At 72.8% G+C, this 12350-nt stretch carries 11 protein-coding genes; 2 read left to right on the top strand and 9 right to left on the bottom strand.

Features of this window, described 5'->3' with window-relative positions; translation table 11 throughout:
• Positions 1 to 39 precede the first annotated feature (39 nt).
• Positions 40 to 1365 carry a DUF6777 domain-containing protein gene (locus K1J60_RS43065; RefSeq protein WP_220650971.1) on the bottom strand — a complete coding sequence of 442 codons (1326 nt, stop codon included), beginning with the start codon at positions 1363 to 1365 and terminating at the stop codon, positions 40 to 42.
• 175 nt (positions 1366 to 1540) lie between these two features.
• Between K1J60_RS43065 and K1J60_RS43060 the strand changes: the two genes are divergently transcribed.
• On the top strand, positions 1541 to 2827 hold the full coding sequence (locus tag K1J60_RS43060; RefSeq protein WP_220650970.1) for a streptophobe family protein: 1287 nt from the start codon (positions 1541 to 1543) through the stop codon (positions 2825 to 2827).
• Positions 2828 to 2908: 81 nt separating this feature from the next.
• On the opposite strand, the gene K1J60_RS43055 is transcribed toward K1J60_RS43060, so the two are convergent.
• From K1J60_RS43055 to K1J60_RS43035, 5 genes are all read right to left on the bottom strand, one after another.
• A complete protein-coding gene (locus K1J60_RS43055) occupies positions 2909 to 4210 on the bottom strand; it encodes an MFS transporter (RefSeq protein WP_220650969.1) in 1302 nt (433 codons plus the stop codon).
• Complete coding sequence (locus K1J60_RS43050; protein ID WP_259408178.1) at positions 4207 to 5397, bottom strand: PLP-dependent cysteine synthase family protein; 1191 nt, start codon at positions 5395 to 5397, stop codon at positions 4207 to 4209. Before K1J60_RS43050 ends, K1J60_RS43055 begins: the two co-directional genes overlap by 4 nt.
• A gap of 50 nt (positions 5398 to 5447) precedes the next feature.
• Positions 5448 to 5924, bottom strand: a complete 477-nt coding sequence (locus tag K1J60_RS43045) for a hypothetical protein (protein WP_220650968.1) — start codon at positions 5922 to 5924, stop codon at positions 5448 to 5450.
• Between the two features lie 135 nt (positions 5925 to 6059).
• The gene (locus K1J60_RS43040) at positions 6060 to 6527 is read right to left on the bottom strand and encodes a hypothetical protein (protein WP_259408177.1); all 468 of its coding nucleotides are present in this window, start codon (positions 6525 to 6527) and stop codon (positions 6060 to 6062) included.
• 160 nt (positions 6528 to 6687) lie between these two features.
• Positions 6688 to 8022 (bottom strand): lysine N(6)-hydroxylase/L-ornithine N(5)-oxygenase family protein, encoded by a 1335-nt coding sequence (locus K1J60_RS43035; RefSeq protein ID WP_220650966.1) that lies wholly within the window; start codon positions 8020 to 8022, stop codon positions 6688 to 6690.
• Between the two features lie 121 nt (positions 8023 to 8143).
• Here K1J60_RS43035 and K1J60_RS43030 point away from each other — a divergent pair, with 121 nt between their 5' ends.
• Positions 8144 to 9091, top strand: coding sequence for a methionyl-tRNA formyltransferase (locus tag K1J60_RS43030; protein WP_220650965.1), 948 nt, complete (start codon positions 8144 to 8146; stop codon positions 9089 to 9091).
• 42 nt (positions 9092 to 9133) lie between these two features.
• Here K1J60_RS43030 and K1J60_RS43025 read toward each other — a convergent pair whose 3' ends face one another.
• The 3 genes from K1J60_RS43025 to K1J60_RS43015 all read right to left on the bottom strand — a co-directional run bounded on the left by K1J60_RS43025 (position 9134) and on the right by K1J60_RS43015 (position 12267).
• Positions 9134 to 10048 carry an ABC transporter ATP-binding protein gene (locus K1J60_RS43025; RefSeq protein WP_398684121.1) on the bottom strand — a complete coding sequence of 305 codons (915 nt, stop codon included), beginning with the start codon at positions 10046 to 10048 and terminating at the stop codon, positions 9134 to 9136.
• Between the two features lie 4 nt (positions 10049 to 10052).
• Positions 10053 to 11162 (bottom strand): FecCD family ABC transporter permease, encoded by a 1110-nt coding sequence (locus tag K1J60_RS43020; protein WP_220650964.1) that lies wholly within the window; start codon positions 11160 to 11162, stop codon positions 10053 to 10055.
• A 64-nt stretch (positions 11163 to 11226) separates the two neighbouring features.
• Entirely contained in the window at positions 11227 to 12267 is a 1041-nt protein-coding gene (locus K1J60_RS43015) for a FecCD family ABC transporter permease (RefSeq protein WP_220650963.1), read from the bottom strand.
• Between the last annotated feature and the right edge of the window lie 83 nt (positions 12268 to 12350).

Here is a 12350-nt window from a genome sequence, read left to right as displayed (position 1 = left end):
TGCCGGACGGGCCGGCACGCCTCCGGGCCGCCGGGCCGGTCACGAGTCCGGGGTGACCGGCTCCGGGGTGTCGGGGAGGGGGGCCGACTCGTTCGTCGTGGTGTCGTCCTGCGGCGAGTCGGGGCTCTCCGGTTCCGGTTCGGGTGCGGGGGTCCGTGTCTCCGTCGGTGCGGAGGTGGAGGGTGTCACCGAGGAGGACGAGGGGCACGGACCGGCCGTCTCGTCGTCCCTGGCTCCACCCGGGGTCGAAGGACACGGTTCGGGCGACTCGGTGGGCGGCTCCTCGGAGAACGACGTGGACGCCGACGGGGAGGGCTGGTCGACGGGCGGGGTGGTCTTCTTGTCCTTGCCCCCGGTGTCGCCGGAGGGGCGCGTGAACCATTCGTCGCGTTCGGGGTCGTAGAGGACGAACACGTTGATGATCACCGTCGAGGGCTCGACGACGACCACGTTCTGGGGCCGGTACGACGGCCAGGAGTCGCCCTTCGGCTCCGGCGTGGTCTTCAGCGCGACCGGCGGCTTCAGCGGGTTGCCGCAGGCGCAGCGCACCCGGGGCACCCCGCGGTCGTCGACGAGGACGGCGGTGCCGGACTGGAGGACGGCCTGGTAGCTGGTGGCGGCGCCGTCGCGGTAGCCGTGGTTGGTCACGCGGGTGTCCATGCGCAGTTGCACGGGGGTGAGGGAACGCAGGTAGGCGGGTACGTCGGCGGACTCGACGCCGGCGACGGAGGCGAACGCGTCGTTCTTGGCGGGGTTCGCCCGGAGCACGTCGACCTGCTTCTCGACGTCGCAGGCGGCGACGTTGCGCGTGCCGCCGTAGAGGCCGGCGGACGCGCCGTCCACGGCGCGGGTCACGTTGGCGGGCTCCGAGCGGGTCGGTGTGGTCGTGGGCGTCTCCGGTGGGGTGGAACTGTCCTTCGCGGTCGACTCGGTGAACGGGTCGGGGCCGGACTTGCCGGCGGCCTGGAGGAAGACCTCTCCGTCCGCCGAGCCTCCCGAGTCGTCGGAGCGGGTGAGGACGACGACCAGGACCACGGCGACGACGGCCGCGACGACCATCAGGGCGATGCGGGGAGCGGACCGCCACCACGGACGGTCAGGTCTCGCGTGCCCCGCGCCGGAGTCGCCGGAGGCGTCGCCCGGCCCGCCGGGCCCCTCAGGACCGCCTGGCCCTCCAGGACCGACGGGGCCGCCGCCGGAGCCGCCTGTCCCGCCCGCACCCGAGGCCCCGCTCGGCGGTTCCGGCGGCCGCCCGCCGCTCGGCCGGGTCGGGTCGGGTGGGGTGGGGCCGGGCTGCGACGGTCCGGACAGGGGGCCGGAGGGCGGGCCGGTCGGGCGGCCGGAGGACGGTTGGTCGGCGCTCACGGGGCTTCTCCCGCCGTAGGGATTCTGCGGCGATTCACGCCGATGACGGCGTTTTGCTCCACAACAGGCCCATTGTGTGCTCTGGCCCCGTGCCGCCCGCAAGCCGAGCGGCGGCGGTCCCGGGCCGGCCCGGCTCGCCGCGCGGAGTACCTCGGCCGTGCTTAGCGTGGCAAGAGTGAGTCCCCAGACCCTGCGTCCACGGCGGACGACGTCAGCCGAGCGGGCGGTCGCCCGCCACGGCTGGCTCCACGCCCTCGCGACCGTGCTGGCCGGGCTGATCGCGATGATCGTGACGGCCTCCCTCGGACTCTGGGCGGCGGGTGCGACGGACCTCCCGGACGGCGCGTTCCCCCGGGTCGTCGCGGCCACCGTGGTGACGGCGGTCGGCGGGACCATCGAGCTCTCCGGCGACGCCGGGCCGCTCGCCGAGACGCGGGCGGGCCTGACCGTGGTCCCGCTGTCGGTGACCCTCGTGGGCGCGCTGGTGATCGCCGCCGGGTTCCTGCGGCCCCTGCGGCACCGGGCGGTCGCGGGGGCGGGCGAACTCGCGGGCTGGGCCGCCCGGATCGCGGCCCTGTGGCTCGCGGCGCTGATCGGCCTCGCCCTCGCGGCCCGCCAGAGCTTCGACATCCCGCTCGGCGACGTGGGCGACTTCTTCGGCGCCTCCGCCGACGTGGGGTTCGAGACGGCGATGGCACCGACGGTGTTCTTCGGGCTGCTGTGGCTCGTCGGTGTTCTCGTCCTGGCGCTGCTGGTGTCGCGCGGCGCGCCGCTCCCGGCGCGGCTGCTGCGGTTCCAGGAGTCGGTGCGGCCCGCCGCGTACGCGATGGTGGGCCTGCTGCTGGCGTACGTCGGTATCGGGCTGGTCATCGCGGTGGTGGTGGCGCTGACCCGTGGGCACGCCGCCGAGACGGCGGCGGTGATCCTGCTGGGGCTGCCGAACGTGGTGTGGCTGGTCCTCACGATCGGTCTGGGCGCCACCTGGGACAGCCAGGTCGAGGGGCCCTTCGGGCTGCCGATGCCGAAGATCCTCGACGAGGTCGTGCGCGGACCCGAGGTCTCGACCCTGAACCTGGACTCCCTGGCCGAGTACGACGGCCGCGTCTGGTGGCTGTTGGCCGTGAACGCCGTGCTGCTGACGCTCGCCGCGTTCGTCATGGCGGCCCGCTCCCCGGCCCGGGTACGGCTGTGGCAGCACGGCGTGCACATGGCGGCCGCGCTCGCCCTCACCGTCCTGATGATCTGCCTCGTGGCACGGATCTCCGCGCACTACGGACTGTCGGTCCTCGGCATCGGCGACCTCGGTGGCGATCTGGGCGGGGAACTGTACCTGCGGCCCCATCTGTGGTCCGCGCTCGGGCTCGCCGTGCTGTGGGGCCTGGTGACCGGGTTCCTGGGCGGGGTGCTGGCGAAGGGTGTGCGACGGCGGGGCGCGGTCGACGCGCGCGCCGACCGCGAATAGGCCGGGCCGGGCGTACGACCGCGACCGGCTCGGGGCGGGCTCGGGGCGGGCGCCGTGCGGCGTCCGCCCCTCGTCGGACGGTCAGGCCCGTCGGACGGTCACCGGCTCCGGCGCGGGTGCCGCCAGACGGCCCGTGCGGTGCAGACCGTGCACCGACGCGGCGCAGCCGAGGCCGAGCGCGATCAGCGCGAGCCACGGCAGCGCGGGCAGCCCGGCCTCGCGGGCGGCGTCCAGCGCGGCGCCGGTGAGCAGGTTCCCGACGGTGATGCCGACACCGCAGACGGTGTTGTAGAGCCCGTAGTGCGTGGCGACGAGCCGGTCTCCGCTGAGGCGCACGATGGTGTCCATCTCGAAGGGGTACGCGATCATCGTGCCGACGGCCAGCAGCAGCGCGGCCAGCGTCGGCGGGACGGCTGCCGACAGCCACCGCCCCGGCCCGGCCTCGGGCACGGGCAGCGTCGCGGGCCACAGCAGGGGAACGAACGCGGCGCCCATGACCGCCAGTCCCCGCACCAGCGCCTGGCCCGGTTCGTAGCGGGCCTTGCACCAGGCCGTCACCCGGGTCTGGCCGAGGACGGTGCTGAGCCCGGACACCGCGAAGAGCACCGCGACGGCCGCCGTGCCGAACTCACCGTCCCCGCCCAGGCGGCGTACCTCCAGCGGCAGGGACAGATAGACCTGGAAGGTGAGGACGTACGAACCTGTCATCGCGGCGGCGAAGAGCAGGAAGGGCCGGTTGGCGAGAATGCCGCGCCACTGGACGAGCAGACTCCGGCCGCTCTCGCCTCGTCGGCCCTCGTCGTCCTCGCGGCCCCGGGCGGGCAGGGCACGGATCTGCACCACCGACAGCACGGCGAAGATGCCCGCGGCGGTGAGGCAGGTGACGCGGAAGTCGACACCGGTGAGGACCATGCCGACCAGCGGGCCGAGCAGTATGCCCGCCTGGTAGAAGACGTTGAACAGCGCGAACGCCTCGACCCTGCGCTCCCCCGCCCCGGCCGCGAGGTACGCCCGTACGGCCGGGTTGAACAGGGCGCCCGCGAGGCCGGTGGCCGCCGAGGCCGCCAGCAGGGCGGGCAGGGAGTCGACGAAGCCGAGGGCCGCGAAGCCGACGGTGCGCAGGACGCAGCCGGCGACGATCAGCGGCTTGTGGCCGAAGCGGTCGGCGAGGGCACCGCCGACCACGAACATGCCCTGCTGGCTGAAGTTCCGTACCCCCAGGACGAGTCCGACGAGCCAGCCGGCCAGGCCGAGGGTGCCGGAGAGGTGAGCGGCCAGGTAGGGCATCAGCATGTAGAAGCCGAGGTTGATGGTGAACTGGTTGACCATCAACAGTTGGACGGCGGGGTCGTACGACCGCACCTGGGAGAGCGTCCCCTTCACGCGCCGCCCTCCTCACGGGCGGCGGGCAGGGTCAGCGGGTCGACGACGTCGGCACAGCGGGTCCAGCGGGTGACTTCCTTCTCGTCCGCGCGGCCGATCACGTCGGGTTCGAGCGCCGGTGGTCCGGCAAGGAGTCCGTGCCGGGCGCAGTAGTCGTCGTCGTACACGGTGTCGAGGTAGCGCTGGGGCCCGTCGGGGAAGATCGCCGCGATGCGGGTGTCCACGGACCCGGTGCGGGCCAGCCAGCCGGCGACGAGGGCGACCGCGCCGACACTCCAGCCGCCGGTGGCGTAGTGCGACGCGGCCAGGTGACGGCAGGTCTGGACGGCCTCGTGCGGGGCCACCCAGTGGACCTCGTCGAAGATGTCGTGGGCGACGTTGCGGGGGTGGATGCTGGAGCCCAGGCCGCGCATCAGCCGGGTCCGGGCGGGCTGGCCGAAGATGGTCGAGCCGACGGTGTCGACGCCGACGATCCGGATGTCCGGGTAGAGCTGTCGCAGGACCCGGCCGACGCCCGCGGAGTGTCCGCCGGTGCCGACGCTGCACACGAGGGTGTCGATGTGGCCCAGCGCGGAGGCGAGTTCGAGCGCGAGCGGAGTGTATGCGGCGGTGTTGTCGGGGTTGTTGTACTGGTCCGGGCACCAGGAACCGTCGTGCCGGCCGAGGAGTTCCGCGACCCGGTCGCGCCTTGCCTGCTGCCAACCGCCCGTGGGGTGCGGCTCGGTGACGATGTCGACGGCGGCGCCGTAGACGCCGAGCAGACGGGTCATGGACGGTTCGAGGCCGGGGTCGGTGACCAGGGTGACGGGGTGGCCGTACACCATTCCAGCGAGCGCGAGGCCGAGGCCGAGGGTGCCGCTGGTGGACTCGATGATCCGACCGCCCGGCTTCAACTCGCCTCGCGCGCGGGCCCGTTCGACCATGTAGAGGCCCGGGCGGTCCTTGATGCCGCCGGGGTTGAAGCCCTCCAGCTTGGCCCAGAAACCGTGCCCGGCCTGGGTGAGTGGCTCGGACACGCGCAGGAGGGGGGTGTTGCCGACGAGCGCGGGGAGGGCCGCACGGCCGTTCACGGCCGTGGAGTCGGCGAGTGCGGTGGGGGTGGGTGAGGCGAGGGGGACGGCCTCGGGAAGGGCGTGGGAGGTGCTGTTGATGGATCGCATGGTGTCGCTCTCGCTGGACGTTGACATGGTTGCGTGCACGTGGCGGCCGCCGTTCGGGGCGGCCGCGGGCGAGAGGTCTAGATGCGCCACCGCGAGGTGCGCACCAGCACGGTCCGGCCCGTGCGGGAACGTCGGCGTCGGTGCGGGCTGCTGCGCGCGGGCGGCAGTGGGCCGAGCACCGCGGCGGTGATTCCGGCGAGCAGGGGTGCGGGATCGGCGGCGGGCGGTGGCTGGTGCGAGGTCTGGGCGGTCGGTGTGCGGGGGACGCCGCCGGTGGGGCACCCCTCGGCCGAGTGGTGGCCATGGGGTCCGTGCGGGGCCTCGGGAGCCGCCAGGGTCGCCCCGGTGGTCCCCCCGGCCGCCGGGGCCGTGGTGGCCGGGGGGACCGTGGTGGCCGCGGGGACGGTCGGCGCGGACGAGCGATGCGGCTCGCCGGACGGCCCGTGCGCGAGGGAGCACAGGACGAACGCGACCAGCAGAAAGCCGTGCGCGAGGGCGGCGAGCGGTTTCCGCCGGGGCGGGAGGGACGGTGCCCGCCCAGGGGGTGCGGGCATGCGGGAGTGGAGCGGCACTGGGGTCCTCCGGGCGCGCGCACGGTCGGCCCGGCTCGGCGGCGGTGGCCGGGAGCGGAGGCGGGCGCGCGGGTGTGGAACGGGGAGACAACCGGACGGGAGGGAGGATCCCGGGGCCTAGACCTGCTGGACGACCAGTGCTCTCACGGCGGCTGACGACCGGTCGGACGGGCTCGCCTCGCCGGCGTCGCGCGCGGTCGGCGCACAGCCCGGTGCGACGACTTCGCTCACCGACACGGCGAAACGGGGCTGCGCCAGGGCCGGACCCTGCTGCGGTTGCGCGGAGGCACAGTGCTCGCCGGGACTGCCGACGCCGTGGTGGCCGTGCGCTCCGTGCTCGTCATGCGTGTCGGCGGGAGGCCCGACGTGGGCCCCGACTGCAGTGGAGAAGGGGGTGGTTGGCGGCACGTCCCCATGCTGGCGCGGCAGGTCGTTCGTACCGGTCGCGTGTGTCACGGCGCTGGTCGTCCCGTGTCCACCGGCGCTCTCCGGCATCACCCCGTGCGCCAGCGCGACGGCGAACAGCACCACGGCGAGGCCGAGCACGCGCAGCAGCGGGCCCGCGAGAACGCGGGCCCGAGCCATGCGTCGAGGTGGCCGAGCCGTCATCACGCCGCGATGCTAGCGCGCCCCGGAGGCCGATCGTCCGGATCTGCGGGTGCGCGGCGTCAACGCGCCAGGCAAATGACCGATTTGCTGCGGCGAGCGGACACCTCCGGCGTCGAGGGCGAACGGCGGCGGTCCCTCACCCCTTTGACGTCGCCGGGGCGTTCGCACGGCGGGCGAGGAGGGAGGCGCGGATCTCCCCGGCGCGTACGGCGGTGGTGGACAGGAGGGTCGAGGTGAGGCCGTGGGTGTGTTCGGTGCCGCCCTGCAGATAGATGTCGGCGGTCACGTTGGGGTTGGTGGCGACCCGGTGGTCGCGGCCGACCATGAGGGCGTCCTCGTCGTCGCGCAGGCAGAGTTTGCCGATCTCGCCCAGGTTGTCGCCGACGCCGCGGGGCCGGTAGCCGGTGGCGTAGACGAGGAGGTCGGCGGAGAGGATCTCGCGCTCGCCCGTCGGGAGGAACTCGATGGTCGCCTTGACGTCCTCGGCGCCGGCCTCGACCTCGCGCAGCCGGGAGACGTTCAACATCCGCAGCCGCTCCCGGCCCTGGACCTTCTCCTGGTACATGGCCCGGGACAGGGAGTCGATCAGATCCATGTCCACGACGGAGTAGTTGGTGCTGCGGTGGTAGTCGAACAGCGACTGCTTCACCTCGCGGGGCGCGCCGTAGTACAGGTCGACGGCCTCGGGGTCGAAGATCTTGTTGGCGAAAGGGCTGTCGTCGGCGGGCGTGTAGCCGTACTTGGCGAAGACCGAGCAGATCTCGGCCTCGGGGAAGCTGCGGTGGAGGTAGTCCACGGCCTCGGCCGCGCTCTGGCCGGCACCGAGGACGACCGCGCGGCGCACCGGCCGCCCGGAGCGCACGACCTGGTCGACGCGGGGCAGCAACTCGCTGTTGTGCCAGACCCGTTCGGACAGGGCGGCGCCGGGCGGGAGATGGGGTTCCAGACCGGTGGCCACGCAGATGCTGCGGGTCCGGCGGACGGTCAGGCTGTCCGGGTCGCCGGGTACGCGGCTGGTGACGTCGAAGTAGCGGATCTCGCCGTCCCGGGTGACGGGGCGCACGGAGACGACTTCGGCGGAGTACTCGACGAGGTGCGCGACACGGGCGGCCGCCCACTCGAAGTAGTCGTGGAACTCGATGCGCAGCGGGAAGAGGGTCTTCAGGTTGAGGAAGTCGACGAGGCGGCCGCGGTCGCGCAGATAGCACAGGAAGCTGAAGTCGCTGGTGGGGTCACGCATCGTCACCAGGTCTTTGAGGAAGGACACTTGCATGGTGGCGTCGTCGATGAGCATGCCCCGGTGCCATCCGAACCGGGGTTGGCTCTCCAGGAACCCGACCCGCAGCCCGTCCCGCGTGCCGGAGGCCACGGAGTGCTCGTGCAATGCGATGGCGAGTGCGAGATTGGATGGGCCGAACCCGATACCCAGTACGTCGTAGATGGAATCCGCCCCGGTGTGCAGCGTCGTCACCGCGTCATCTGCCTTTCATAGAAGGGGTCACAGAGTTTCCCAAGTCGGAACACAGCCTCCCCCAAGCAGAGCCATGTTAGATAAGGTAAGCCTTACCTAGCAACGGCTGAGGAGGGCTCATATGCGGGTCGTCATGTTCGGGTACCAGACCTGGGGACACCGGACGCTGCAGGCACTGCTGAATTCCGACCACGAGGTGGTGCTGGCGGTCACCCATCCGAAGAGCGACCACGCGTACGAGAAGATCTGGAACGACTCCGTCGCCGACCTGGCCGAACAGCACGACGTACCGGTGCTGTTGCGCAACCGGCCGGACGACGACGAGCTGCTGCGCGCGCTCAAGGAGGCCGAGCCGGATCTCATCGTGGCGAACAACTGGCGCACCTGGCTGCCGCCGGAGATCTTCGATCTGCCCCCGCACGGCACGCTGAACATCCATGACTCGCTGCTCCCCACCTACGCGGGCTTCTCCCCGCTCATCTGGGCGCTCATCAACGGCGAGCCGGAGGTCGGTGTCACGGCCCACCGCATGGACGCCGAACTCGACATGGGCGATGTGCTGTTGCAGCGTTCGGTGCCGGTCGGACCGCAGGACACGGCGACGGACCTGTTCCACCGCACGGTCGATCTGATCGGCCCGCTCGTCACCGACTCGCTCGACCTCATCGCCTCCGGCGAGGCCGTGTGGACACCCCAGGACCGCTCCCGGTCGAGCTTCTTCCACAAGCGGTCCCCGGAGGACAGCCGGATCGACTGGACCTGGCCCGCCGAGGAGCTGGAGCGTTTCGTACGGGCCCAGTCCGACCCGTACCCGAACGCCTTCACCCACCACCGGGGGCAGCGCGTCCGGATCGTCTCGGCCGCCGTGTCCGAGGGCCGCTACGGCGGCACTCCGGGCCGGATCTTCATCCGGGAGGGGGACGGTGTCGTGATCGTCGCCGGGGCCGAGGCGCGCTCCGGGCGGTTGCCGGGGCTGGTGGTCAAGCGCGTGCGGACGGAGGACGGCACGGAACTCGCGGCGACGGACTACTTCCGGACGATGGGCGGTTATCTGACGGCCCGGCCGTGAAACCGCGCGGCCCCGTGGGACCGGGACACCGTCGGCCGTGTGTCAGCCGGCGGTGCCCGCCACGGGCACGGCGTCCGCGTCCGCGCCCTCGTGGTGACGGCCCATCGGGATCACCATGGGGGTGCGGCTGACGGGGTCCTCCCCGACCACGCAGCGCAGTCCGAAGACGTCCTCGACCGTCCTGGCGGTGATGACGTCGGCCGGGGCTCCCTCGCCCGCGATGCGCCCGCCCTTCATGGCGATGATGTGGTCGGCGTACCGGCAGGCCTGGTTGAGGTCGTGCAGGACCATGACGACCGTGCGGCCCTGGTGCCGGTTGAGGTCGGTGACCAGGTCGAGGACGTCGATCTGGTGGGCGAGGTCCAGGTAGGTCGTCGGCTCGTCCAGCAGCATCACCGGGGTGCCCTGGGCGACGGCCATGGCGATCCAGGCGCGTTGCCGCTGGCCGCCGGAGAGTTCGTCGACGGGACGGTGGGCGAGGTCGCTCATGGCGGTGGCCCTGAGGGCCTCGTGCACGGCCTCCTCGTCGCTGCGGGACCACTGACGCCACCAGGTCTGGTGCGGGGAACGTCCGCGCCCCACCAGGTCGATGACGGTCAGGCCCTCCGGCGCGACCGGCGTCTGCGGGAGGATGCCGAGCCGCTGGGCGAGGACACGGGTCGGGATGGAGTGCACCGAGCGGCCGTCGAGGTGGACGGTGCCCGCCTTGGGGGTCAGCAGGCGGGCCAGGGCACGCAACAGGGTCGACTTGCCACAGGCGTTGGCGCCGACGATGGCGGTGATCCGGCCCGTCGGGATCACCAGGTCGAGGTCCTCGACGACGATCCGGTCGTCGTAGGCCAGGCGCAGGCCCTCGGCCCGCAGCTCGGGGCCGTCGACGGGACCGCCCGCGCGGGAATCGGTACCGGCGTCGGCGCGGGTGTCGCGCTTCGTCGTCGGCTCGTCCTTCGATGACACGTCTTCAGCCTCCTGAACCGGCGCGGTTGGCGCGGATGAGCAGCCACAGCAGTACGGGGGCGCCGAGCACCCCGGTGACGACCCCGACCGGGAGCTCCGTGTCCGGGACGAGCTTGCGTGCGGCGAGGTCCGACACGAGGACCATCACGGCGCCGGTGAGCCCGGCGGCGACGGGTGGTGGGAACGGGGTGCCGGCCAGGCGCTGGGCGACCTGGGGCGCGGCGAGCGCCACGAAGGCGATGGGTCCGGCGGTGGCCGTGCCGAAGGCCACGAGGCCGACGGCGATGAGCAGGACGGCAACCCGGACCAGCTGCACCCGGGTGCCGAGGCCCTTCGCGACGTCGTCACCGAGTTGCATGACGCGGATCTGCCGGCCGAGCAGGACGGCCGGCGGCACGAGCACGGCCATGGTGACGGCGAGCGGGCCGATCTGTTCCCAGGTACGGCCGTTGAGGTTGCCGACGAGCCAGCCGAGGGCGGCCTGGGCCTGGAAGCGCTGGCCGCGGGCCATGAGGTAGTCGGTGAGGCTGGTGCAGATCCAGGCCACGCCGATGCCGACGAGGACGATGCGGTAGCCGGTGGTGCCGCGTTTCCAGGCCAGCGCGTAGACCAGCAGGCCGGTGACCGTGGCGCCGAGCAGGCCCAGGGCCTGGGTGCCCATGCCCTGGTCCCAGCCGAGGACGATCCCGGCGACGACCGCGGTGCCGGCGCCCTGGGTGACGCCGATCATGTCGGGGCTGGCCAGCGGGTTCAGTGTCACCGTCTGGAGGAGGGCTCCCGAGACGCCGAAGGCGATTCCGACGAGCAGTCCGGCCAGGGCCCGCGGCAGCCGCAGTTCGTGGACGATCAGTTCGGTGCCGGGGTCGCCCGTGCCCACCAGGGCCTTCAGCACGTCGCCGAGCGGGAGGGCGATGTCCCCGACGGAGGTCTCCACCGTGAACGCCAGGAACGCGGCGGCCGCGAGCAACAGACAGACCGCCAGCAGCCGGGGCCGTACGACGCCGGAGACGGGCGGGGCGGGCAGCCGGAAGGTGATGCGGCCGGCCGTGCGCCGCTCGGGCGTGGGGTTCTGGGCGCCCTTCGGGGGCGGCACGGGCGCGAGTTCGGTGGTCATCGGCTCACAGCTCCACGGATTCGGTTCTCACGGGCCCGCGTACGCCCGGTCGTGAGGTCATGGTTCACAGCTCCGCGAGGCGTCGACGGCGGACCAGCGCGATGAAGAAGGGGCCGCCGACGAAGGCGACGAGGACGCCGGCCTGGATCTCGGTCGGGCGGGCGAGCAGGCGGCCGGCGATGTCGGCGGCCAGCAGGAGGCAGGGGGCGAGGACGGCCGACAGCGGGAGCAGCCAGCGGTGGTCCGGGCCGATCCCGGCCAGTTGGGCGAGGACCCGGGCGATGTGGGGGACGACCAGGCCCACGAAGACCACGGGCCCGATGACGGCGACCGCTCCCCCGGTGAGCAGGGTGACGGCGACGACGCCCTGGACGCGGACCAGGCCGAGCTTGAGCCCGAGCGACTTCGCGACGTCGTCGCCGAGCGCGAGGCTGTTGAGGGCGGGGGCGCAGGCGAGGGCGAGGACCGCGCCGACGGCGAGGAACGGCAGGACGCGGAGCAGGACGGCCTCGTCCTGGTTGGCGAGGGAGCCGGCGCTCCAGAAGCGGTAGCGGTTGAGCGCGTCGGGGTCGGTCAGCGCGATGGCGCTGGTCAGCGAGAACAGCAGGGAGGTCACCGCCACACCGGCCAGCGCCAGTTTGACCGGTGTGGAGCCGGACCGGCCCAGTCCGCCGAGGAGGTACACCAGGACGCTGGCGGCGAACGCGCCGCCGAAGGCGAACCAGATGTACCCGTACACCGATCCGATGCCCAGTACCCCGACCGACAGGACCACGGCGAAGGCGGCGCCCGCGCTCACCCCGAGGATGCCGGGGTCGGCCAGCGGATTGCGGGTCAGCGCCTGCATCAGCGCGCCCGACAGGCCGAGGGCGGCGCCGGTGGCGAGGCCGAGGGCGGTGCGTGGCAGGCGCACGGACCAGATGACGTTGTCGATGCGGGTGCTGGGGGCGTCGCCGAGCAGGGTGTGCCACACCTGGTCCAGGGGGACGCCCAGGGCGCCGAACGCCATCGACAGGGCGCTCAGCGTGAGCAGGAGGACGCCCGAGAGCGTCAGCAGCAGAACCGCGCGGGGGCCTTTCGCCGCCCGGACCGTCGAGGTCCCCACGTCTTCAACTTTCTTTGATGAGGCTTGCCTTAACTGTAGGGCGAGCCCGGGGTGAACTGTAGGTCTTCCGTCGAATGCCGTCC

It is taken from the genome of Streptomyces akebiae, assembly GCF_019599145.1.
GTDB lineage: Bacteria > Actinomycetota > Actinomycetes > Streptomycetales > Streptomycetaceae > Streptomyces > Streptomyces akebiae.
The sequence above is the reverse complement of the archived record's forward strand: the minus strand, read 5'-3'. Positions and strand labels throughout refer to the sequence as shown.

Excerpts from the sequence above, each read along its gene's own strand:
- K1J60_RS43050 (WP_259408178.1), bottom strand. The coding sequence starts at position 5,397 with ATGTCAACGTCCAGCGAGAGCGACACCATGCGATCCATCAACAGCACC.
- K1J60_RS43045 (WP_220650968.1), bottom strand. The coding sequence starts at position 5,924 with ATGCCCGCACCCCCTGGGCGGGCACCGTCCCTCCCGCCCCGGCGGAAA.
- K1J60_RS43040 (WP_259408177.1), bottom strand. The coding sequence starts at position 6,527 with ATGGCTCGGGCCCGCGTTCTCGCGGGCCCGCTGCTGCGCGTGCTCGGC.
- K1J60_RS43030 (WP_220650965.1), top strand. The coding sequence starts at position 8,144 with ATGCGGGTCGTCATGTTCGGGTACCAGACCTGGGGACACCGGACGCTG.
- K1J60_RS43020 (WP_220650964.1), bottom strand. The coding sequence starts at position 11,162 with ATGACCACCGAACTCGCGCCCGTGCCGCCCCCGAAGGGCGCCCAGAAC.